The organism is Posidoniimonas polymericola, from assembly GCF_007859935.1.
Classification (GTDB): Bacteria; Planctomycetota; Planctomycetia; order Pirellulales; family Lacipirellulaceae; genus Posidoniimonas; species Posidoniimonas polymericola.
Genome location: NZ_SJPO01000001.1, coordinates 1 through 23,570, shown reverse-complemented (window position 1 = coordinate 23,570; position 23,570 = coordinate 1). Strand labels below are relative to the sequence as shown.

Annotated in this window: 16 protein-coding genes; 8 read left to right on the top strand and 8 right to left on the bottom strand. The window is 68.2% G+C overall.

What is annotated here, in order from left to right:
* Window positions 1–124: 124 nt before the first annotated feature.
* From Pla123a_RS00085 to Pla123a_RS00065, 5 genes are all read right to left on the bottom strand, one after another.
* Entirely contained in the window at window positions 125–2,728 is a 2,604-nt protein-coding gene (locus Pla123a_RS00085; protein ID WP_146583491.1) for a DNA gyrase subunit B, read from the bottom strand.
* A 78-nt stretch (window positions 2,729–2,806) separates the two neighbouring features.
* Window positions 2,807–3,193 (bottom strand): DUF721 domain-containing protein, encoded by a 387-nt coding sequence (locus tag Pla123a_RS00080; protein ID WP_146583490.1) that lies wholly within the window; start codon window positions 3,191–3,193, stop codon window positions 2,807–2,809.
* A 258-nt stretch (window positions 3,194–3,451) separates the two neighbouring features.
* Window positions 3,452–4,567 (bottom strand): DNA polymerase III subunit beta, encoded by a 1,116-nt coding sequence (gene dnaN / locus Pla123a_RS00075; RefSeq protein ID WP_146583489.1) that lies wholly within the window; start codon window positions 4,565–4,567, stop codon window positions 3,452–3,454.
* 307 nt (window positions 4,568–4,874) lie between these two features.
* Window positions 4,875–6,056 (bottom strand): helix-turn-helix domain-containing protein, encoded by a 1,182-nt coding sequence (locus tag Pla123a_RS00070; RefSeq protein ID WP_197527545.1) that lies wholly within the window; start codon window positions 6,054–6,056, stop codon window positions 4,875–4,877.
* Between the two features lie 237 nt (window positions 6,057–6,293).
* Window positions 6,294–7,457, bottom strand: coding sequence for a cysteine desulfurase family protein (locus Pla123a_RS00065; protein ID WP_146583487.1), 1,164 nt, complete (start codon window positions 7,455–7,457; stop codon window positions 6,294–6,296).
* A gap of 288 nt (window positions 7,458–7,745) precedes the next feature.
* Between Pla123a_RS00065 and Pla123a_RS00060 the strand changes: the two genes are divergently transcribed.
* The 3 genes from Pla123a_RS00060 to Pla123a_RS24385 all read left to right on the top strand — a co-directional run bounded on the left by Pla123a_RS00060 (window position 7,746) and on the right by Pla123a_RS24385 (window position 9,692).
* A complete protein-coding gene (locus Pla123a_RS00060) occupies window positions 7,746–8,336 on the top strand; it encodes a hypothetical protein (protein WP_146583486.1) in 591 nt (196 codons plus the stop codon).
* A gap of 13 nt (window positions 8,337–8,349) precedes the next feature.
* Window positions 8,350–9,066: an SMC-Scp complex subunit ScpB gene (gene scpB, locus Pla123a_RS00055; RefSeq protein WP_146583485.1), complete on the top strand. Its 717-nt coding sequence runs from the start codon at window positions 8,350–8,352 to the stop codon at window positions 9,064–9,066.
* Window positions 9,067–9,140: 74 nt separating this feature from the next.
* A complete protein-coding gene (locus tag Pla123a_RS24385; RefSeq protein WP_197527544.1) occupies window positions 9,141–9,692 on the top strand; it encodes a hypothetical protein in 552 nt (183 codons plus the stop codon).
* A 15-nt stretch (window positions 9,693–9,707) separates the two neighbouring features.
* On the opposite strand, the gene Pla123a_RS00040 is transcribed toward Pla123a_RS24385, so the two are convergent.
* Window positions 9,708–10,139 carry a hypothetical protein gene (locus tag Pla123a_RS00040; RefSeq protein WP_146583484.1) on the bottom strand — a complete coding sequence of 144 codons (432 nt, stop codon included), beginning with the start codon at window positions 10,137–10,139 and terminating at the stop codon, window positions 9,708–9,710.
* A 152-nt stretch (window positions 10,140–10,291) separates the two neighbouring features.
* Here Pla123a_RS00040 and Pla123a_RS00035 point away from each other — a divergent pair, with 152 nt between their 5' ends.
* On the top strand, window positions 10,292–10,858 hold the full coding sequence (locus tag Pla123a_RS00035; RefSeq protein ID WP_146583483.1) for a hypothetical protein: 567 nt from the start codon (window positions 10,292–10,294) through the stop codon (window positions 10,856–10,858).
* A gap of 131 nt (window positions 10,859–10,989) precedes the next feature.
* Entirely contained in the window at window positions 10,990–11,754 is a 765-nt protein-coding gene (locus tag Pla123a_RS00030; RefSeq protein WP_146583482.1) for a ribonuclease E inhibitor RraB, read from the top strand.
* Window positions 11,755–11,900: 146 nt separating this feature from the next.
* Here the strand turns inward: Pla123a_RS00030 and Pla123a_RS00025 are convergent, their stop codons facing one another.
* Entirely contained in the window at window positions 11,901–17,600 is a 5,700-nt protein-coding gene (locus Pla123a_RS00025; RefSeq protein ID WP_146583481.1) for a lamin tail domain-containing protein, read from the bottom strand.
* Window positions 17,601–18,113: 513 nt separating this feature from the next.
* Window positions 18,114–19,478, bottom strand: coding sequence for a hypothetical protein (locus Pla123a_RS00020; RefSeq protein WP_146583480.1), 1,365 nt, complete (start codon window positions 19,476–19,478; stop codon window positions 18,114–18,116).
* A gap of 180 nt (window positions 19,479–19,658) precedes the next feature.
* Between Pla123a_RS00020 and Pla123a_RS00015 the strand changes: the two genes are divergently transcribed.
* From Pla123a_RS00015 to Pla123a_RS00005, 3 genes are all read left to right on the top strand, one after another.
* Window positions 19,659–20,729, top strand: coding sequence for a DUF1570 domain-containing protein (locus Pla123a_RS00015; protein ID WP_146583479.1), 1,071 nt, complete (start codon window positions 19,659–19,661; stop codon window positions 20,727–20,729).
* Window positions 20,730–20,819: 90 nt separating this feature from the next.
* Entirely contained in the window at window positions 20,820–22,337 is a 1,518-nt protein-coding gene (locus Pla123a_RS00010; protein ID WP_146583478.1) for an arylsulfatase, read from the top strand.
* Window positions 22,338–22,551: 214 nt separating this feature from the next.
* Window positions 22,552–23,319, top strand: coding sequence for a hypothetical protein (locus tag Pla123a_RS00005; RefSeq protein WP_146583477.1), 768 nt, complete (start codon window positions 22,552–22,554; stop codon window positions 23,317–23,319).
* Window positions 23,320–23,570 lie beyond the last annotated feature (251 nt).

The following is a 23,570-nucleotide window of genomic DNA, read 5'->3' as shown; positions in this document are numbered from 1 at the left end:
GTGAGCTTCTGGACTAACCCCTTAGGAACTCACGCTTCTCTCCGCTGAGGCCGACGATAGGCTCCAGCCATTGGCATTGGCGTAGCTCCACAAGTTTCCGGTTCGGAGAACCGGGGATACATTGCTACACGTCCAGGTTCTTCACGTCCAGCGCGTGCTTCTGGATGAAGTCGCGGCGGGGTTCGACCTGGTCGCCCATCAGGACGCGGAACAGGTCGTCGGCGGCGCCGGCGTCTTCCATGCTGACCTTGAGCAGCGTGCGGTTGGCGGGGTCGAGGGTGGTCTCGCGGAGCTCCTCGGCGTTCATTTCGCCCAGGCCCTTGAAGCGGGTGATCTGCAGGCCCTTTTCGCCGGCCGAGCGGATCGCGCCGGGCAGGGCACGGAGGTCTTCGAGGCCGGTCTCGTTCTCGCCGCGGATCACGCGGTAGCGGCTCCCTTCCTCGCCGGTGCGGTCCTGCGGGATGAGGGCGCCGATCTCGAAGCCCATCTCGCGGAGGTCGCCCAGCAGGGTGTTGATGGTGCGGACCTCGTGCAGCTCGACGATGCGGAGCCGCTTGGCGTTGAGCGCGGCAACGCCGTTCGACTCGGCCCCGTTCGCGTCGCCGGCGTCGGTGTCGCCGCTCTCTTCGATCTCACCCGCGGGCTCACTCTCCGGGATGCTGGGCGTGGGGCCGCCGTCGACCAGCAGCTCGCCGCCGGCTGCTTCTTCCTGCTCTTTGACAAACTGGTCGAGCGACTCGCGGTCGAAAAACCAGTGCTCGTCGGCGCCCAGGAACACGTGGTACGCCGGCAGGCGGCCGCTCTCGGGGTCCTGCCTTACGGCGTGAAGCTTCAGCGAGATACCGCGCCGCTCCAGCGCAATGAGCGCCTCTTCCATGGCGGCCAGGGTGCGGACCAGGCGGGTCATCTGCTCGCCCTCGACCACCAGTCCGTCGCCGGCGTCGAACACGCTGTCGCCGAGGCCGAGGTCCAAGAGCTGGGTCTTCATCTCCTCGTCGGTCTGCACGTACTGCACCTGCTTGCCCTTGCGGACGCGGAACAGCGGCGGCTGGGCGACGTACACGTGGCCCTTCGCGACGAGGTCGTACATCTGGCGGTAGAAGAACGTCAGCAGCAGCGTGCGGATGTGGCTGCCGTCGACGTCGGCGTCGGTCATGATCACGACGCGGCCGTAGCGGCGTTTGCTGACGTCCTGCTCCTGGCCGATGCCGGCGCCGATCGCGGCGATCATGCTGCGGACTTCTTGGTTCTCGAGGACCTTGGTCTCGCGGCTCTTGTAGGCGTTGATGATCTTACCGCGGAGCGGCAGGATCGCCTGGAACTCGCGGATGCGGCCCCCCTCGGCGGAGCCGCCGGCCGAGTCGCCCTCCACCAGGTACAGCTCGCACTTGTCGACCTCCTTGCTGGAGCAGTCGCGGAGCTTGCCCGGCAGGCCGGCGCCGGAGAGGGCGCCCTTCCGCTCGCGGACCAGCTGGCGGGCCTTGCGGGCCGACTCGCGGGCCTCGGCCGCCAGCACGCCCTTCTTGACGATCTGCTTGGCGGTCTTGGGGTTCTCCTCGAAGAACTTCTGCAGGTAGTCGCCGAACAGCGAGTTGACGATGCCCTCGACCTCGCTGTTGCCGAGCTTGGTCTTGGTCTGGCCCTCGAACTGCGGGTGCGGCACGCGGCAGCTGATCACGGCGGTCAGGCCTTCGCGGACGTCCTCGCCGCTGGGGGTGAGGTCCTTGAACAGGCCCTCCTTCTTGCCGTAGTTGTTGATGGTCCGCGTGAGGGCTGAGCGGAAGCCGGAGAGGTGCGTGCCCCCCTCGTGCGTGCTGATGTTGTTGACGTACGTGTGGACGTTCTCGGTGAACTCGCCCGAGTACTGCAGCGCGACCTCGAGCGAGACGCCCTCGGCCTCGCCCTCGACGAACAGGATCTCCTCGTGCGCGGGGTCGCTGGCGCGGTTGAGGTGCTTGACGAACTCGCGGATGCCGTCCTCGTAGAGGAACGCGTCCGACTCGTTGGTGCGGGCGTCGGTGATGGTGATCCGCACGCCCTTGTTGAGGAACGCCAGCTCCTGCAGCCGCTTCTGCAGCGTGGCGTAGACGTACTTGGTGGTCTGGAAGATCTGCGGGTCGGGCTTGAAGGTGGTCTTGGTGCCGCGCTTGCTGCTGGCGCCGACCCTGCGCACCGGGCCCTTGGGGACGCCGCGCTCGTACTCCTGGTGGTGCAGGTGGCCGTCGCGGGCGACCTCGGTCTCGGCCCACTCGGAGAGGAAGTTGACCACCGTTACGCCGACGCCGTGCAGGCCTCCGGAGGTCTGGTAGGCGCCCTTGGAGAACTTGCCCCCGAACTTGAGCACGGTCATCACGCCCTCGAGCGTGCTGACCTCGCGGTCCATCTGCTCGGAGAGCTGCTCGTGCTTCTCGGTCGGGATGCCGCGGCCGTCGTCCTCGACCGTGATCGAGCCGTCGACGTTGATCTGCACGCTCACGGTCGTGGCGTGGCCGGCCATGGCCTCGTCGATCGAGTTGTCGACCACCTCGTACACCAGGTGGTGCAGGCCGCGGGCGGTGGTGTCGCCGATGTACATACTCGGCCGCTCGCGCACGTGCTCCAGGTCGGACAGGTGCTCGAGGTCGCCCGCGCCGTACTCGGCGTTGCCGTGGTGGCTGTTGGCCTTCTTCGCCGGCTCTAGCGGCTGCTGGGGCTGCGGGGCGTCTTGGTCTTGGGGTTCTTCGGACATACTCGTGTTGGTCGTTCTCGAAAAGCGAAGCGTCGCTGAGTGGGGTGGATCGCCGCGCGGGGCGGCGGGTGATCTGGGTTACGCGAGCCGTCCGACCTTGAAGCGGAGGCCCTCGATCTTGGCGTCGGGCAGCTTCTGCTGCACCGCCTTGAGGAGTCGGGTTTTCTCGAAGCCGAGCTCTTGGGCCATCATGCTGTTGGCGACAATCACCTCGAGCACGCCCCGCCGCACGGCCGCGGCCTGGCAGAACTTGCCGAGCGCCGGCCCGGCCGCCTCGGCCCACGCCGAGCGGAGCTGCTCGTTCGTGCGGGGCTGTCCGTAGCCCTTCTTGGCGAACAGCTGGGCCACCACGTTCGCGGCCTTCTTGGGCGCCCGCGCGTGCCGCCGCCGCTGCTCTCGCGCGGCGCGCTGCGAGAGCTCGGCGAGCTTCTCGGCGACAAGTTCAGGGTCCATCGGTTCGGTCATGGGGGCGCTGGTGGGAGGGCGCTGGGCGCTGGTTTGCGGGTGGAAACTTGGTTGGTAGAGGGGCTCTTCGTGTTCCACTGGCTCTGCCAGTGAGATGGTGTGTCTCGGTTGATTGCCCGGCTTCAATCTCCTGAATCAGCTGGTGAAACACTGGCAGAGCCAGTGGCACACGATGCTCGTTCTCTGGTTCTTGCTTGTTCGGTTGTCGCGGCCGGGAATCGCGGCGCCGGCGAACCGGCGCCTTCCAACTAGCCGCCGCTACCGGTCCCGCGCCAGCGGCATGATCACGTAGCCGTAGCCGTCGTCGGTGGTGCAGACCGCGGCCGACTCGCCGTCCTGCAGGTCGAGCGTGAAGGACTTGTCGCTGTCGAGCACCTTGAGGAAGTCGATCACGAACCGCGGGTCGAGTGTGATGGTCACCTCCGGGCTGTCGAACGAGATCGGCAGCTCGATCCGCGACTCGCCCACCTCGGCGGCGTGGCCGGAGAGGACCAGCGAGCCCTCGCCGAACGTGAAGTCGACGCCGCGGCTCTCGTCGCTGGTGAGGATCGCCGCCTGACGCACGGCCCGGTAGAACGGCTCAATCGGCAGCTCGACCTGCACCGAGTTGGTCCGCTGCGGGAACACCCGCCGCCAGTCGGGGTAGCGGCCCTCAAGCAGGCGGGAGTAGATCATCGCCCGCGGGCTCTTGACCAGCATCTCGTTCTGGCGGATGGCGATCTGGACCTCGCCGTCGTCGTCGTTGACGGCGCGGTCGACCAGGTTGAGCGAGCGGCTGGGGACGATGGTCGCGGCCCCGAAGTCGGCCGGCTCGCCAACGGCCCGCACCGGGCCCTCCATCTTGGCCAGGCGGCGGCCGTCGGTGCCGACGCCGGTCAGCACGCCGTCGACCCACTCCATCTTGACGCCGCCGAGCGCGTAGCGGCTCGACTCGTTGTCGGTCGAGAAGATCGTGCGGCGGATCAACTCCTTGAACCAGCGGGCGGCGGTCTCGTAGTACGACTGGTCGTCGAACACCGCGATGCTCGGGTAGTCGATCGGGTTCTCGGCCGCGAGGTTGAACTGGCTCCGCTCGCCCCGCACGCGGATCTGCTTCTCGTCGGCCTCGATGTGGAAGGTCTCGTCGGAGCTCTCCCGGAGGATCTGGCCAAACCGCGCGGTCGGCAGGATGCACGCGCCGGCCTGCTCGACCTCGACGCCGGTCGCCTGGTAGCGGATCGCGACCTCGAGGTCCGTGGCGAGGAAGGTGGCCGAGTCGTCGCTCACCTCGAGCTTGACGTTCTGCAGGATCGGCTTGGGGCTGCGGGTCGGGGCGACAGCCGCCACAGCCTGGAAGGCCTGCAGGAGCTGCTCACGGTTGCATGTGATCTTCATGGGAGAACTCAGGGCCGCCGAGCGTCCCCTGGGGACGGTCGGCCAGAGAGTTAATAGATTTAGTTTTTAATTACGCAGTTATTAAAGATCGGCGGTCTGGATTGTTGGCAACTGCCGAATCTGTGCTGCAAGTTGTTTCAGGTAAATCACTTACAGTGTCCGTTGAGTTGTGGAAAACCGGTTGGCTGGTTGTCGATCGCGTGTTGGCTGACCGGCAATTCGTGTTGATCAATCGCGGCTATTTGGCGGATCGGCCAGGTACGCGACGCCGAGTCGTCTGCCTCTCGACCGTCTATCAACAGGTTGTTCACGCTGCTGCCCCGACGGTGATTGAACGGCGTAATTCACCGAGGGCGTGGCCGAGCACGCGGTCGCTTGCCTGCGCCCGCTCGATCCGGCGGTAGTTGTGCAGCACGGTGGAGTGGTCGCGGCCGCCGAGCATCTTCCCGATTTGGTCGTACGAGAGCGGTGTTAGCTCGCGGATCAGGAAAATCGCGACCGCCCGGGCGAGCACGATCGACTTCTGCCGGCTGGAGCTGGTGAGCTTGGTCTTCGGGAGCCCGTAGTAGCGGGCGACCACGGTCAGGATATCGCTGGCGGGCGGGGTCGGCCGCTGCAGGTCGAGCTTGATGAGCCCGAGGGCCGTCTGCTCGTCGAGGACCGTTCCGGCCCGCAGCCGCCGGCGGATTCGCATCGCGACGCCAAGCAGCTGGCGGGGGTCGGCCGGGGCTTGTTCGGCTAGGGCCCGGAGCGCTCCAGCCGTGGCGGAGCAGCCCATCGCGGTTAGGGCCTGCAGCAGCAGCTCTTGCTGGGCGGCGAGCCGCGGCGGGGCAATCTCGAGCGTCAGGCCGCTGAGCAGGCGGCCGATCAGGGCGCGGCTCAGGCCGGGGAGTTCGGCGGGCGGCTTCTGCGACGCTGCGACAAAGAGCGCCCCGCTCTGGGACAGGGCGTCTAACGTGTGGACTAGCTCCTCAAGGACGTAGGCCTCGCCGGCGAGCCGCGGGAGGTCGTCGAGCACCAGCAGTCGGCACCGACGCAGCTGACGCCGGAGGGCGTCGATCGAGCGATCGGAAACGGCCGAGGCGACCTGCCGGCGGAAGTCGCTGGCGGTCAAATAGGCGACCTGCGAGTCGCCATTCTTGGTGTGTCCGAGCCGGGCGTTCCACGCCTCGCCAAGCCCTCGGGCGAGGTGCGTTTTGCCGCTACCGCTGGGGCCGAGCAGGAGCAGCGAGCCAACGCCCAGGCCGCCTGCGGGGGCGGACCCTGACGGGGCAGACTCTGACGGGGTCTGCCCAGTGGTTTTGTCGTCGAGCAGCCGCTCGAAGACCGCGGCGACCAAGCGGTTCTCGGGTCCGGCTACAAAGCTTGGCAGCGTGCAGGCCGCGGCGGTGCTCGGATCGTCGCTGGTGGCGTGCATCCGTCGACCAGACAGCGGGAGCTTCACCACCCCGCCGGCGGCGCCTTGGGCGGCACGCGACGTTGCGGACAACGACGGGTCCGTCGCCGCCAGACCCGCCGAACCCGGTGTGTGTGGGGGGGCCGTCTGGGGGTGTGCCTCGGCTGTCGATTGGGTCGCGGGGACCACGTCGGCTCCGTCCTGCATCGGCAGTGAAAAATGAGGCAAGGAAAAGCGGCCGCATCCGTGGGCGCTAGCGGCCGCCAGGCAAGCCCGGATTGTACCCGATTGCAGGCCCCTCGGGGAGCGCTAACGGGCTAGTTTCCAGGGTTATTCGCGTCTTCGTAACCGCTTGCAGATAGACAAGATACGCTCCGCGGCATCGTCGATTTGGGCGGCGGTTGTGGCGGCGCCCAAACTAAACCGCACGGAGCCACGGATTGCGGCCTCAGAAAGCCCCCCAGCGGCGCCGATCGCGAGCAGCGTTGGCGATGGTTCGCTCGACCCGCTGGCGCACGCCGAACCGGTCGAACACGCCACTCCGGCGTGGTCGAGAGCCATCTGCAGCGCCTGCCGGTCGAGCCCCTGGAACGCCACACAGGACGTGTGGGGAAGCCGTTTGGCGTCGGCCCCCACGACAATGGCGTTGGGGTCGTCGGCGGTGATGGCCTGTTCTAGCCGGTCGCGGAGGGCCCGCATGCGGGCCTCTCGTTCGGCCGCCTCGGCCTGCCACAGCTCGATCGCCCGCTGCATCCCGACCGCCAGTTCGACGCTCGCCGTGCCTGGCCGCTGGGCGCCGGGTTGGCCGTAGAGCAGCGGCTCGGCCTGCAAACCGCCCTCGACCAGCAGCCCGCCGATGCCCCGCGGGCCGTGGAACTTGTGGGCCGTGAACGTCAGCAGTGACACCCCTAGCCGCTGGAAGTCGACCGGCTGCTTGCCGACTACCTGCGTCGCGTCGGTGTGGACGGGCACGCCGTGCGGGCGGCAGAGGGCGGCCAGTTCGGCGACCGGCTGGAGGACGCCGGTCTCGTTGTTGCCGAGCATTACACTCACCAGCCGAGGCCGCTTCGCGAGCAGCTCTGGCAGGGCATCCAGCCGCACCACACCGCTGGCGTCGACTGGCAGGCGGTCGACTGCCACGCCGCGGCGTTCGAGGAGCTCGGCGAAGCCGGTGATGCTGGGGTGCTCGATAGCGCTGATCACCAGCCGCTCGCCGGCCGGCTTGGGGCCGAGCAGCGCCTGCAGGGCGTGGTTGTTGGACTCGGTCCCTCCCGAGGTCAGCAGCAGCTCGTCCGGCGTTATGCCAGCAGTGCGGGCGCCGAGGGCGGCGGCAATCGCCCCGCGGGCCTGCTCTACCACGCGGCGGGCACGGCGGCCGGGCTCGTGCTGGCTCGAGGCGTTCGCGTAACCCGCGGCCAGCGCGTCGGCGACTGCCTGGGTTACCGCGGGCAGCGGGGCAGTCGTGGCGTTGTGGTCGAGGTAGATCGGCTGCATGCGGGCATTCTACGCGGAAACCGAGCGTACCGACGGGGGCGGTCGAAAAGGGAACTTCAAAAAGGGGAAAGGCGAAAGCGGAAAGGGGTGGCTAACCCTGGGTTGCTGCCGCCACCCGCTTGCGCGGCATTCCCCTTTCCGCTTTCGCCTTTGAGACACCGGAGAGCCACGGCCGAGGGGGCCGCACAACCCTGCCGCGCGGCCCCCGATTGCCATTGCGGCTGGTGCTGCCAGGCGCCTACTATCCGCCCCTTCTCGCAACCCGAGCCCAACCCGAGGTTCCAGGCGATGTTCGAAGCGGCAGTGCAGGCGTTATTGAAGCTGGTAGTGATGGTTGGCATCGTGGTCGTAGGCGGCATGGCCTACCACTTGTACGGTCCCCCAGCCGGCGAGGCGTCGGCGCTGCTGGATCGGATTGTCCAGCAGGCGCGGACCGAGTACCACAAGCTGCAGGGCGGGGATTCGCCCTCCCCGGCGGTCGCCGTGACGCCCCTCGCGGCGCCGGTCCAGGACCTGATGCCGCCCGCGCCCGGGCGTCTGCAGGCGTCGGAGTTGTCCCCCGTTGCCGACTTCAGCCGCGAGCCGATGGCCCCCTTGGCCCCGCTCCCCGCGCTGCAAGAGCCGGCCGCCGAGCCGGTCCCCGAGAGCGTCAAGCAACTTGTGTCCGAGCTCCGCGCGCTGGGGGCCGAGGACATCCAGCTCACGCCGTGGGGGGCAGAGGGCGCCTATCACCGGTTTGCCTGCTGCGCGCCGCTGCCAGGCGAAACCGGCTTCGTCCGCCACTTCGACGCCATCGAGCCGAACGCCCCGCTGGCTGTGGCGCGGGTTTGTGATCAGGTGCGGCAGTGGCGGGTCGCCAACCCGGCGCTCAGCCGCTAGAGGAAGGCCGGCTATGACCACACTCGCGCGGCGACTGACCAGCCCGGCCCTGCGGTGGAACAGCCCGCTTGTCCTGCGTGGTGGCGGAGCGGTCCGGCGACCCAGCACGGCGGTTTCCGCGGCCCCCTCCCCTGCCCCGCGGCCCCGGACCACGGTCGCCCGAAGGACCCGCCTCGAGGCGATCCTGCTGCTAGCAGACGAGCCGCTTCCGCTGCGGCGTCTAGCGAAGATGGCGAACCTAGAGGACGCCACCGAGGCCCGCACGCTGCTCGACGAGCTCCGCCGCCTGTACGACGCTAGGGGCGCGGCGTTCCAGATCACTCAGATCGCTGGGGGGCACCAGTTGCTGACCCGACCGATCCTGGCGCCGTGGCTGCAGCCGCTGGCGGCGGACAAGGCCGAGCTGCGGCTCACCCAGCCGGCCATGGAAACGCTCGCCGTAGCTGCCTACCGGCAGCCCGTGCTGAGGGCCCAGATCGAGGCGATCCGCGGCGTCCAGTGCGGCGACCTGCTCCGCCAGTTGATGGAACGAGACTTATTGCGTATTGTCGGTCGTTCGCAGGAGCTGGGGCGGCCGATTCTGTACGGGACAACCAAGCGTTTCTTGCGAGTTTTTGGCCTCAAAAGCCTCGACGACCTGCCCCGTGTGGCCGGCCTCTCGACGGCGGATTTGGCAGAAGATGCTGAAGCCGATACGGACTCGGCGACGATACCACTGGCCACGAGCTGAACGCATGCTTCGTCGCGGTCTGCCGGCCGCAGGCAGACGCTGCGAGGGGGGTAAACCAACCGATGACACGCACGATGATGCTCCTGAACGACAGCGATGACGACCTGCTGCTGACCCACCCGTCGCTGGTGGGACAGACCATCCCCTGCCCGCTCGCCGAGTACATCGACGAGGAGGAGGAAGAGGAAGAAGAGCTCGAGGATGAAGACGACGAGGACGAAGTCGAGGACGACGACGACGAGTATGAATACGTGTACGAAGACGACGATGAAGAGGAAGACGAAGAGGACGACGACGTCGAGTACGAGGATGAAGAACTAGAGGACGACGAAGAAGAAGGCGACGAAGAGGAAGAAGAGCTCGGCGAAGACGAAGAGTGGGTCGAAGTCGACGACGATGAAGAGGACGACGACGACGAAGAGGAGCTCGACGACGAGGAAGAGGAGCTCGGCGAAGACGAAGAGTGGGTCGAAGTCGACGACGATGAAGAGGACGACGACGAGGAAGAAGAGCTCGACGACGACGAAGAGGAGTACGAGGACGACGAGTACGAGTACGAAGACGACGACGAGGAAGAAGAGGACGACGACTACGAGTACGAGTACGAAGAAGACGAAGAGGACTGACCGCCCCGTGCGGGTCTAACTGAGGTTGACCAGCAGCACGAAGGTCGCGATCAGGATCACCGCCCCCACGGCGGCCAGCGTGAGGTTCAGCCGCCGCCGCGCCGCCGCCCGTTCTTCTCTGGTCAGCGGTCGGCTTTCGGTGGCCGCCGCGGGCTCTGCGGCGGCCCGGCTTGGTGGTTCGTCCCGCGTCGCGGGCGCCGCCGACTGTGAAGCACCCGCGGGCTCTGGCTGAGCCTGCCCGGAGTTTTCTGACGGCGGCCCGTCCGGCTGCAGTTCACCCGGCGGCAATTCGCTCGGCTGCATTTCGCTCGGCTGCGGCAGCTCGACTACCCGGTCGCAGTGCGGGCACTCGACCTCTTGGCCCAGCATCGCCAGGTCGGCCTCGAACGCGCCGCCGCACAGCGGGCAGTCGAACTCAAACGCGGGTGGTAGGTCGGAGTGGCTCATCTCGTTCCGTTGGTGAGGGGGTCCTCTCTATGGTACCCCGCTCGAAAGCCAAGCCGTACCCGCCGCACCCACGAGCGTACGCCCCCTGGAGTTCGCGATTCAATTGCTGCCCCTTAGACGGGCAGGCGGCCGCCGATTACGCTGTTGTCAGCATGGCAAAACGCAAAGGCAACCCGAACCGCAAGCCGTCCCGCCCCGAGCAGGGCGTCGCCGCCCGGCGGCTCTCCGCCGGCGACTGGGTGCTGGTCCACCCCCGCGAGGCCCGCGACCGCAGTGAGGACCTCGAGGAGGTCAACGACATGATCGAGGCCGGCGAGCTCGACATCGCCCAGGACGAGCTCCGCTGGCTGCTGTCGGGCTGCAGCGAGTTCATGGCCGCCCACGTGCTAGCGGGCGTGATCGCCATTGAGCTCGACAACGACATCCCGCTCGCCCGGGGGCACTTCGGCTTTGCCTACCAGCTCGGCCAGAAGGCCATCAAGCGGGCCAAGTGCAGCGGGCCGCTGCTGGGCGCCCAGCCGGCCAACCTGCCGTTCTACGAGGCGGCCCGCGGTCTGGCCTTCTGCCTAGAGAAGAAGGGCAAACCCGAGCTGGCCGACGAGATCCTCGCCTACACGCGGGGCCTCGACCCGCGCGACCCGGCCGAGATCGCCGTGATGCTCGACGAGCTCCGCAGCGGCGGCGCGCCGGTGATCGAGTTCTCGCTGCCGGGCGGCTGAATCCCGCGGCCTCTGGTACCAGGGGACCCGCCCTTTGGGGGCCCGCGTCAGCCGGCCCGTTTGGGTGTACAATGCTCCGCCTTAACCGACCGGCGCCGCCGGCGTCGCTTCCCTTCTGCGAAAGTCCTTTGATGGCTGATGAACCCGACCTGGCCTTTGACATCGACGCCCTGTTCGAGCACCTCACGGTCGACCTCGACCACGAGCTGACCGACGAGCTGGAGTGGGCGTTCATCGTCCGCTCGAGCGACTACGCGGCCCTGGAAGAGGCGGCCCACGAATTCGAGGACGAGTTCGCCATCCACCTGTTCGAAGAGGTCGACGAGCTCGACGAGGAGGGCAACGCCACGCCGGGCGACCCGCTGATGTGCGTCATCTGCGTCGAGGCGCTCACGGCCGAGCAGGTCAAGGAGATCGCCGCCCGGGTCGACGCGGTCGCCGCCGCGCGGGGGCTGGAGTACGAGGGCGTGCAGTGCGCCGACCCGCTGGACGAGGACGGCATGCACGACTGGGTTCAGCCAGGGGACGTCTCGGCCCGGCTCAACTACATGACCGAGGCCGGCGTCGAAGCCGACGCCGAACTCGCCTGGACGCTGCTGGTGGTCGCGCCCGACCCGGCCTCGACCGACAAGATCGCCGAGGCGGCGGTCGCCGCCGGCTTCGCCGACTTCGACCAGTTCGACGAGCGTGACGAAGAGGGCGACTGCGGCATCTGCCTGTTTGTCCCCGGCACGAACAACGAGGCCGCCCTGGCCGCCACCATCGCCAAGCTCAACCAGATCTCCGAACCCCACGGCGGCCAACTCGCCGGCGTGCAGTTCTTCACCCGTGAAGAGTTTTACGACGCCTTCGCCGTGGACGAGGAAGAAGGCGAAGAAGCCAGCGATGACGAGTAGTAGCGCGCCTGCCATGCGGGCCCCATAACCTGCGGCGGAAGCCCCAGGGATTCGGCGTTGCCGAGGCTTCACGCCGCCTGGGCGCTTGCGGCCCCTACCCCACGGCTTCCGCCGGGGGTTACTGGGGTCCGGTGTTGCGCGATTGGCTAGCCGAACCGCCGGCCAAGGCCGGTGAATAGCCGGCGGATGCGGGGCTCGAGCGTTGGCTCGGCGGTCGATTCGCCGCCGGGCGCAGCGTCGCCCGGAGCGTCCTGCCCGTGCTCACCGGCTTCACCACCGCGGGCGTGGCGGAGCAGGTATAGGTTGTCGAAGCTGACCGGCCGGGCGAACGCAGCGGTTCGCGGGCGGTGCGGTCGTGCGACCGTCGGCGTGTCCTCGGCGTCGAGCGAGGCGAACGCGGCCTCGACCGACGGGTCGTCGCCGTCGGCTTCGTCCGGGCTGGCGACTATCGCGGCGGCGGAAACGGGCTCGGCTACCACCGCGGCGTCGACAGCGATCGCCTGTAGCGCGATGCCGGGGCTGGTCTCGAGCGGCTGGCCGGCCGGGCCGGTGGCGCCGTAGTTGGCGAGCCACACCTCGTAGTCGGCCCGGTCCACGACGCCGCGGCTGGCGGGCTCGTTGTACGGCAGCGAGGACCCGCCGAGGTTGTCGCGGTACACGGAGTAGTCGGCCGCGTTGACCACGCCGTCGCCGTTGTAGTCGCCGGCCAGCGTGACCACGTAGCCCGGCGTGCCGCCCGGGTCGAGGCCGAGCCGCCAGTTGAGCGGGTCGGAGAGGTCGCCGGTGGCGTCGATCGGCTCGAGCGACGGTCCGGCGCCGTCGGCCGCGGCGGGCCAGTTGAGGTCGTTGCTATCGCCGTAGGTGAACGCGGCGATCGGCGAGCCGTTGGCCGCGACCAGCTCAATAGCCTCGCCGCCGTCGGACAGGTTGCCGGCGTACTGCCCCAGGACCCGCGGCGACGCGCCGTAGCGCGACACAAAGATGTCGACGTCGTTGACCAGCACCGCCCGCTCGCCGGCGGCGAGGGTCGTGCCCCAGGGGAATTCGAAGTCGACGCCGTCGACCAGCGCGGCGTGCGAGAGGTCGATGGTCTGGCCGGTGGGGTTGTGGAGCTCGATAAACTCGAACAGGTCGCCGTCGGCGAAGACCTCCCACAGGTCGGCGTCCGCCGAGCCGTGCAGCGGGTTGTAGTGCACCTCGCCGATCTGCAGGTTGCCCGCCGCGGCGGCCGGGTATCGCGGCGCCTGGACGGCGCCGATGTCGGTCCCGTTCGGGCCGGCAAAGAACGCGGGCGAGCCCTCCAACAGGCTGAAGTCGCCCCCGGCCGGGTCCGCCAGCAGCGGGTTGGCCGCCAGGTTCCCTACTCCCAGGGCGACCAGGGAGGCGGGGACGATCGAGCGGTCGAGCGTGATCTGGCTGTCGGGGTGGATCGCCTCGAAGATCTGGATGTTCTGCCAGAAGATGTTGCCGTCGAGGGCGACGCCCAGGCCGGGCCCGATCACGTTCGTGCCGGCCAGCTCCTGCATCTGGATCGCCCCAATCGTGGCGCCCACGAAAGTGTTGTTGATCGCCGTGGCGAAGCCGTAATCCTTGAGCAGCAGCGCGTGGTCGACGTCGTTGAACGTGTTGCCAATCAGGGTCAGCTCGCTGTACAGCGTGCCGCCGCTCACGTCCTGGCGGCCGGTGGTGACCGCGTTGGACGTTGTCGTGCGCCCGGTCCCGATGTGGAAGTCGACGAAGCTGTTGTTCTCGAACACCACCCGCGTGCCGTCGGTGTCGACACCGTCGTCGAGGCCGCCGAGGAAGCGGTTGTTGCGGAAGTAGATGGTCTGGCGGTCGGACGAGTCGGGCGCCATGTCCACGACGTCGTCGCCGCTGGTGTTCTTGCCGATCGTGTTGTTGTCGAAGACCAGCTGCTCGCCGGAGTCGAGGCCGACCAGGTGGATGGTCTCCCCGCCGCTGATGCCGGGGATGTCGGAATTGCTCACGATGAGCGTGGGGTGCACCAGGTCGAGCACCTGGTTGTTGGTGTCCAGCCACCGGACGTGGTCGAACACCGCGCGGCCGTGCGTGATCTCGACCGCGTTGCCCTTGGCGTCGCCGCTCTGGAAGTCGACGTATTCGAAGCGGTTGTCGGACTGCGTGTTCTCGATGGTCAGGCCGTCCCAGTGCTCCGTGCCGATCGCCGGGTTGTGGCTGAAGCGGATCCGCTGCTGGGGCGTATCGCCGCCAACCGCCACGACGCGGCCTGCGCCGGACACGGTCAGGCCGACGCCCGGGTTGAAGAACACGGTGGTCCCGGGCTCGATGGTCAGCGTCCCGCCGGAGACCGTCAGGTCGCCCGTCACGACGTACGGGCCGGCGGCGACGGTCCAGGTGGTGTCGGTTGAGATGACTCCGGAGACAGCGGTGGTCGAGCCGTTGTCGTACCAGACGTCGACGGTCTCTTCGGCGATCTGATTGCCCTGCCCCTCCGGGCCGTCATACGCCCGGACGCGCACCTGGTTGATCCCCGGCGTCAGCGGGACGCCCGACAGCGAGGTGCTGTCGCCGCGTGTGCCGGTGAGCTCGAGGTCGAAGATGGTGTCGGAGCTCGAGTCGTTACGCTGGTGCAGCTCGACCGCGATCACATTCTGGCCCTCGGCGAGCCGCGAAGGGTTGATGGCGAATTCGAAGAAGGTGCTCTCGTCCGAGCCGCCGACCGTCGAGCTGGCGACTGTGCTCGGCGTGATCACACCGCCCGGCATGTTGGAGCGCACTACCTCGTCGCCGTTCAGGTAGACCACAGCGCCGTCGTCGCGGCGGAGCCGCAGGTTGAGCGAAGTGATCTCGTCGGCGTTCGTTACGTTAAACGTGGTGCGGAAGTAGGTCGAGATGTTCTTCTGCGTGCCGGACGCGCCCGGGTCGGTGTCGATGTAGCTGGTGAGCGTCACCTCGCCGTTGCCGCCGTAGCCCAGCGGCGACGGGCCGGAGTCGGTCCACCCCGGGTCGTCGACGCGCCAGTCGCTGTCGGGGTCGGTCGACGGGACGCGGCCCGCGTCTAGGTAGTCCCAGACGTGGGGCGAGTTGATGAAGCTCTCGGTGACGCCGCCGAGGGTCTCGCCGAAGTTCCAGCTGCCGTCCGCGGGGTCGTACTGCGCAAGCTGCCCGGCGACGGTAACCGACTCGACGCCCGCCAGCGGCGCGAAGCCGCTCAGCCCCACGACGTCCTGCGTGGTGGAGTAGAAGCCGCCGGCGGTGGTCAGGTTGGACGCGATCGTGAGCGGCCCGGCGACCTCCGCCAGGATGTACTCGCGCCGGGCGTCCATGAACGCCTTCATGTCGGCGATGGTTGCCGCGGGCGTGAATCCGGTCAGCGTCTGGTCGATCAGCTGGTCGAAGTTCTCCTGCGTGAAGGTCGTCTGGAGCAGATCGAGCAGCTTGGCGTGGTACAGCGGCAGGATCTCGGGGTGGTTGAGGAGGCGATCGATCGCGTCGACGCCGGTCGCGCGGTAGATGCCGCTCTGCGGATTGCCCGCAGTGTCGCCCTCGCCGAGGATTGTGTCGAAGTCGTGCGGGATGAGCATGAACCGCGGGTCCTTCGCGCCGGCGTACAGCAGGTAGTCGTCGCCCACGCCGGTGGCGAGGCTGGTCTCCTCGCTGCCGAGGATCGCGACGGTTGCGAAGTAGCCGAGCCACTGGTCGATGTCCGCGACCTTGCTGACCTGCTTGACGTAGTCGGCGTCGGGCGTGGTCGCCATCACGCGGAGCAGGTTGATCAGGTCGGTGTAGTCGTTCTGGCTGGCGTTGGTCTTCTTCTCGTAGTTGGGGTAGTACGCCGCGGGGTCCTCGCCCAGGTAGGCCAGGTCGGCGACGCCCTCCGGCCCGCCCCGCAGCGCGCGGTACAGGTTGCCGTTGTCGTCCTCGGGGAAGTGGTTGGCGGCGAAGTCGCTGTCGGCGGCCTCGAGCTGGATATAGACGCCGTACGCGGGGCTCCCCGGGCCGGCGAGGTTGGTCCCGTTGACCCGCACGGTGATCGGCGCCGCGTCCTCGGCGATCAGGCCGGCCGCGGCGAACGCGCGGAGGCCGATCAGCTGCGACTGAGTGTACTGCGTGTTGAGGTTGAAGGCCGTGACCCCTTCCCACTCGGCGTCCGTCGGCAGGTTGACGTGGTAGCTGTTGGGCAGCTCGTTGCGGCTGCCCTCGCCCCGGTTGCGGATGCCGACCGTGTACCGGACCTGCACCCCGCTGGACGACAGGCTGATCAGCGTGCCGTTCATCTGCGCGTGGCTGTAGCCCTCGTTGTTGTTCGAGCCGATCTGCTGCAGCTCGGCCCGCTCGGCATCGGTCATGATCAGCCGGTACTCGGGCATGTCGCCGGACGCGGGCAGCGCGGCCGGGTCGAACGTGTCGTCGACCTGGTACAGCAGGTTCGCCGACTGCAGGCCGGAGGGCTGCACCGGCGCCGGGTTGGTGCGGGCGTTGGCCTGGGCGTCTTCGGCCGACACGTACCACTCGACGATCGCGCCGTTGGCCTGGGCGGGGATCACCGCCGAGTACAGCCCGTCGCCGGCGATGGCGTCGGGGCCGGTCCCGCTGTCACTGAGCGGCGCGGAGGTGAAGGTCGAAGCGCCATCGAGCCGCCACATGACCGAGCCGGTCGGCGCGGCGGTCCCCTCGTCGATCAGCCGCGCGGTGACGATCACGGCGTCGGTTGAGTGGGGGATGACCGGCAGTTGCGAGAGATCAACAATCAGCGGCGCGGTGTTGTTGTCGGCGTCCTGGACGGAGTTCGCGGCGCCGGGCGTGCCGCCGCTGGCAGTGCTCGCGGCCCAGTTCTGCCCGCGGCTGTTGGTGAGCGTGAGGCTGACCACTTCCAGCGAGCCGCCGCCGCCGTCGTGGGCGTCGCTCCAGACCCAGCCCTCGTGCAGGTGGTCGAGCGGGCCGCGCTCGCGGGTCGCCCAGGCGCCCTCGTCGGCGTAGGTGACCCGGTCGACCGCGATCCCGTTGGCGTCGGACAGGACGAGGGTCTCCGAGTCGTTGCCGAGGGTACCCTGCCAGCCGCCGACCACATTCGTGACGCCCGGGTAGTTGGCGGCGAAGGCGGCCAGGTCGCTCGCGACGGCGAGGTACTGGCCCGGCTGCAGCGAGACCGCTGGAAAGTCGAACGAGATGGCGCCGCTCAGGCTCCAGCCCGTCAGGTTGAGGACGGTCGACTCGCCGTTGTAGATCTCGATGAACTCGTCGGCGTCGACGTTCGAGGCCGGGTGGTACATGATCTCGGAGATCGCGACCTTCGACGAAACGGCGGACGCCTGGTTGTTGGCGGCGCCCGGCGTCGGGTTCGTGAAGTAGAACCCCTCGCCGGTCGAGTCGAGGCCGAACGACACGTCGGTCGATTGCGGCGGGAACGCGGGGGCAAACTCGTGCACGACCATCCCGGCTGGGTCGGTCAGGCCGAGGTACTCGCCGCCGGCGCCGAGCTTGAAGTTGGTGTGCAGGTAGCCGAGAGGGTCGACGTAGCTCTCAGTCGCCTGCCCCGAGGCAAACACCACGAGGTAGCCGCCCGGGTCGAGCGTGACGCTGGGGAACGTCCACTTGTCGGGCTCGGCGTCGTTGTCGGTGAGATGCCACCCGGTGAGGTCGATGGCCGCGGCGTTCGGGTTGTAGAGCTCGACCCAGTCGGACGAGGCGCCATCGCCGTCTAGCAGCGAGGACGAGTTCGAGGCGACGAACTCGTTAATCACCGCGCTCGCCGCAAGCACGCGGCGGTCTTCAAGGAGCTCGAGCGAGAGTCGCTTGCGGGGTTGTGAAGTGCTGTTCCTACCAACGCGCCGTGTCCACGCGAGTCGTTTGCCGTCCGCCATAGCTTCCGCTCCGACAATGGATGCCGCTCATCAGGGAGTTGTGCCGACCGCCAAGCGCTCGGTTGGGTCTGCCGAATACGAAGCGCAGGCGCTAGTAGATCGGGGGTGCAACACGCTCTGCCCCACCAACGACGCTGGCGTTGTTGAAGGGAACTGCCGCTGCGGGAAGCGAACGATCCGCCTTGCCAGCCGATCGGTTTAGGACGCTGCCGCGCCCGTCTGGACTTAGGGTCTTCTACCGCTTGCCAGGGGTTGCGAAAGAGATCGCTAGAAAATCCTCGACCGACTCAAACCACGCACCGACGTGTAGCAGTTGAACGCACGATCTAATCGAACACCTATACTACTACGCCTTTAGTAGAAACACAATAAATCAGTCGGGCCTAGGCGCCGCGCGCACTGCCAGCGGGGACGCGTCGCGCCGCAACCAGACGACGCGGTCTTCAATAGGGGTTCGCCGCCAGCACCCCACCGCGGGCGCCGGCGGCTTGCGGCTAGGAGCACGCCGCTGGCCTACGGCAGCTTCAGGTCCTTGAGTTCGTAGTCCACCGGGAAGCGGTGCACGCTGCTGGGGGTGTGGTAGACCCAGGTCAGGCCCTCGACGCCCGGCTCGTGGTCGAACAGGTACGCCAGACCGATTTCCTCGTGGGTCTGCAGGGTGGTTTCGAATCCGGCGTGGTCGATCTTCTTGCCGTCGGCGTCGAGGAGGTAGGTCTCGTTGTCGAAGACCCAGCCCCGGTGCGAGGCGAGCGCCTCGCCCGGCTGGTCGAGCCGCAGCCGCATGTGGACCTCCCAGACGGCGCCGTTCTTCTGCACGCCGGCCAGCGTGACCGTCACGCCGCCGACCCGCTTGGTGACCGACTCGCGTCCCGCCTTGAGGTCTTCGAAGCGGAACTCGGCCTCGCGGCCGGGCGCCAGCACCTCGAGCGTGCCGCGGAGCGTGGCGATGGTCGTGGTGTCACGCGGCGGCAGCGCGAACGGCAGCCGCAGCTCGGTCGCCTGGTTGCCGAACGACAGCTCGAGGTCGATCTGCTCGCGGCCGGTGAGCTCCAGCCGCTCGCCGTTCTCGTTGGTCGCGACCACCTGGTCGAGCCGCTGCGTCAGCGCGATCGGCCTCAGCCGCGGCTCCCACGCGATCTCCAGTTCGACGTTCATCGACTTCTGATCGGGACGCGTCAGGTTGCGGGTGGCGGTGATCGAGTTGGCCGCGATCCGGAACGGCCCGGCGTAGCTCGCCGCCCCGGACCGCGGGGCGCGGCCGTCGTCGCGGTTGACCAGCGCCAGGGCGTCCTCGCCCGAGTACGCGTAGACGTCCAGCTCGGCCTGGTCGAGCACCCGGTCGACCGCCTCCCAGAACGGCCGGTCGGTCAGCTTGAGCGTGATCGCGCGATCGACCACCTGCTGCCCGAACTGCCCGCGGTTGTCGAGCAGCTTGTTGTCGGTCTCGAGGGTGATCGCCGAGAGCACCTTGGCGAGCGTCGCGTCGGCCACGTCGAGCGTGACCCGCGACTCGCCGATGGCGGTCTTCGCGATCCGCTTCTCGATCTCTAGGCGGAGGTCGTTCAGCTGGGTGCGGAGCGCCGGCGGCATCAGCTCGTCGGGCTCGGGGAGCAGCTCGAGAACGCGCTCGCCCCGCTTCGGCCCGGGGCCGGCGAGCTCCAGCAGCCGCGCCCGGGCGTCGGCCCGCTCGGCGGCGCTGTCGGCGATGAGCTGGCCGATCAGCCCCTCAACCTCCTCGCCCAACCGCCCGGCGGCGGTCGGTCCCTGAGCGGCCGAGTCCAAGGCGGCCGGCGGCTGTCCGGCCGGTTCTTGGGCCCGACCGATCAGCGGGGCGGCGAACAACGACCCCAGGACGAGCAAACAGCAGCGTAGCGACATGTCACGACCCCTAGGTACCGGTTTTCCGCTGCCGGTAGTTTAATCGATACGTCCGCGCCCGTCGTCCGCGGGTGGGCGAATGCTGTACTAGGTTTAAGTACGGCGGGCCCGCGGAACAGCTTCTTTTCTACTGGTAGCGAGGGCGCCTAGGGCAATCCCAGACACCCAACTCCCTTGAACATGTCGCTCAGAACCCTGATAGCACTCGGCTGCCTCACGATTCTGGCCGCGCCGGCCGCCGGGGCCGACTTCATGTTCAGCGCCGTGGTCGACGGAGCCCGGGTCGAGGGCCGGCCGCTCGACTGGACCGACAGCGTCATGACCCTGCTGGGTCGCGACGGGCAGCTCCACGAGTTCGACCCCCGCGTCGTCAAGGACGCCCGCCGCACCGCCCCCAAGTTCCGGGGCTACGACGAGCGGGAGATGACCCAGCTGCTCCGCGACGAATTCGACAAGCGGTTCGGCATCTCCACGACGCAGCACTACATTGTTGTGCACCCGCGCGGCGAGCGGAGCGCCTGGACCGAGCGGTTCGAGCAGATCTACGGCGCGCTGGTGAACTGCGTGCGGGTCCGCGGCTTCCGCGTGCAGCAGCCGCAGTTCCCGCTGGTGGCGGTCGTGTTCCGCAACAAGGTGGAGTACGAGTCGCACGTCCGCGGGTCGGGCGCGAAGCTGCTGCCCAACTCGCTTGGCTTCTACAGCCACTCCACCAACCGGGTCTGCCTGTATGACATCACTGGCGGCGACCCCAATCAGGACTGGACCGAGAACTCGTCGACCATCATCCACGAGGCGACCCACCAGGTGGCGTTCAACCTGGGCGTGCACAGCCGCACCAGCCCGCCGCCCTACTGGATCCCAGAGGGGCTCGCCACGCTGTTCGAGGCCCGCGGCGTCTGGCGGCCGAGCGGCTCGGACCAGCGCGGGGACCGGGTGAACTACGGCTACCTCAGCGCGTTCCGCCGCCACGCCACGGAGAAGAAGCCGCCGTTCTCGCTCCGCGAGTTTGTCGCCTCCGACCAGCCGTTCAAGCGGAACACCTCGGCCGCCTACGCCCAGGCGTGGGCGTTGTCGTTCTACCTCAGCGAGACCCGCCCCCGCGAGTTCGCTCAGCACCTACAGCAGACCGCCGACCGCCCGGTTTACAGCACGTTCTCGGCGGCCGAACGCGTGTCCTATTTTACGGAGGCCTTCGGATCCGACCTCGACGTGCTGCAGGCCAACTTCCTGCAGTGGGTCGCGAAGCTGTAGCGGGCCGGCGGCAAGAGTTGAACGGCGCGGGCGGATCGCGCATGCTAACGCGTGCCGCTGGTCCCCTCCTCCGATCTTTTGGTCTGCACCATGACGCGTTGCGCCCTGCTGTTCCTGCTGGTGGTCTGCCGCGCCCTGCCCGCTCTGGCGGCCGAGGACGCCACCACCCGCGAAACGCCGCCGAACATCGTCTTCATCCTGGCTGACGACCTCGGCTACGGCGAGCTCGGCTGCTACGGCCAGGAGAAGATCCGCACGCCAAACATCGACCGGCTCGCCGGCCAGGGCGTGCGGTTCCTGCAGCACTACTCGGGCTCGCCGGTCTGCGCGCCGGCTCGGTGCTCGCTGCTGACCGGGCAGCACGGCGGCCACGCCGAGATCCGCGCCAACCGCGACTCCGGCAACGGACGCATCTTCCCGGCCCAGTGGCCCATCTCGTCCGAGGTCACGACCATTGCTCAGGTGCTCAAGCGGCGTGGCTACGCTACCGGAGCCTTCGGCAAGTGGGGCCTCGGCCCGATGCGCAGTACGGGCGCCCCCAACGACAAGGGCTTCGACCGCTTCTACGGCTACCTCTGCCAGCGGAACGCCCACAGCTACTTCCCGCGGTTCCTAGACAGCGACGACCACGAAGTCGAGGTCAACCGGTTCGCTATCCCGGGACACTTCCGGCAGCCTACCGGCGAAGTCGCCGCGGCCGACTACCGCGGCGAGAACTACGCGCCCGACCTGATCCTGGAGCAGGCGCTCAAGTTCCTCGACGACCACAAGTCGGGGCCGTTCTTCCTGTACCTGCCGTTTGTCGAACCGCACCTGGCGATGCAGCCGCCCGAGGAGTGGGTCGAGCGCTACCCCAAGGAGTGGGACGCCGAACGCGGGCCGTACCGCGGCGAGAACGGCTACCTGCCGCACCCCCGCCCCCGCGCGGCCTACGCGGCCATAATCTCCGACCTCGACCAGCACGTCGGCCAAGTGCTCGCAGCGCTCGACCAGCACGGCCTGGCAGAGAACACAGTGGTGGTGTTCACCTCCGACAACGGCTCGACCTTCGGCGTGGGCGGCGTGGGCGGCGTGGACGTCGCATTCTTTGATTCGACGGGCGGGCTGAAGGGCGCCAAGGCGAGCGTCTACGAGGGGGGCCTGCGGGTGCCGTGCATCGTCCGTTGGCCCGGCGTCACCAAGCCGGGACAGACCACCGACGCCGCGAGCTACTTCCCGGACTGGTTCCCCACGCTGGCGGGCATCGCCGACGCGACCGCCCAGCCGACCCAGCCGCTGGACGGGCAGGACCTGCGGCCGGTGCTCCGGGGCGAGGCCCTCACGCGGCCTGGGCCGATGGTTTGGGAGTTCGGCGGCTACGGCGGGATGGTCGCCGTCCGCGACGGCGACTGGAAGGCGCTGCGGCGGGACCTCAAGCGGAAGAACAAGCTCGACTGGGAGCTCTACAACCTGGCGGACGACCCCAACGAGTCGCGCGACTTGGCGGCCGACCACCCCGAGCGGGTCCGCGGGCTGGAGCGGGCGTACCTGGCGAACCGCACGATCGAGCCGGACTTCCCGCTGCCGATCTACGACCGGCAGACCGGCAGCGCGCTCACGAGCCGCTAACCGGGGACTGGCCTGGCGTTGCAACCGGCGCCACCGTCACGGCCGGCGGCCGCGGCCCGTAAGTCGGCCGAATATCTTGCCCAGGCGTTTGCCTTTGCGCCGGCGTCGCGCACGATTCTCGTGTTGCAGTTTCGCAACAGCGCGGGGCGCGGTGTGTTGCCCCAACGCAACATGAACCTCAGCGCCGCGAGCCCCCGCCGGACCGGAGCCTCCCATGAAGATCTCCCTGCAACGCCTCGTCCTGTCGATTGCCCTCGCCGGCGGATCGTGCTGCGGAGTCGCGTCGGCGCAGCTGCCGTTCCCTCTCGACGGCCCGAACGAGGCGGGGTCGCCCGACCCGGTCGACGACTACCGGACCGACCCGCGGCCTCGGCCGGCCGACAACGACCCCGAAGAGCTGGCCGCCCCGGCCCTCGATGGCGAGCAGGACGACAAGGATCTGGCGCCCGCCGTGGAGCCAACCGAGGAAGAGGCCTCGCGGCTGGTCGAGTACAACGCGGTCGAGAACCCGTGGCTGCCGATCCGTGGCCAGGAACCGATCGGCTGGCTGGAGGAACTGGCGGTGCCGCCGGGCTGCCTCGACTGCACCTGCGATGGCAAGACCCCGGGCGAGGCCTGCAAGGTGTGGCGGTCGTTCCAGAAGCCGACCCACCCCGACATCGCGCAGGACTGCGTGGTCTGTGTGAAGGAGCCGGTGCTGGGCTACGTGAAGGAGCACTACACGACCGACGCGGTCGTGCAGAAGTGCTTTGTGAGCGAGAAGGAGTTTACCGACAAGCAGTGCGCCGACGGCCGCTGTATCGAGACCCGCGGCACCAAGATCGTCAAGCAGCTGCACCCCTGCAAGGCAAAGGTCAAGCTCTTCTACTGGAAGCCCGTGGTCGAGTACCGCGACGTCTACTACTACATCAACTGCGAGCCGTGCAACGAGGCCGACCAGCAGGTCGCGCTGAAGGACGCCGATAAGAAGGCATCGCGCTAGCCGCGGCCGCGGGAATTTGGCCAAAGGCCAAAATCATCGTAGCCTAGGGCAACGCCCTAGGTAATGGTTGGCGATGAACCCAATTTGGCTGAAGGCCAAATTTAACCGTCGGTCGGGCGTTGACGTTGGCCTTCAGCCAACGTGCGTAATCGGCCTGCCAACCTAGGGCGTTGCCCAGTAGCGTCCGGGATAAGTGTACTTAGAAGGTCGTGCAGTCGGAATGTGCGTGAGAGTCCCCTTGTGAGGGTCTC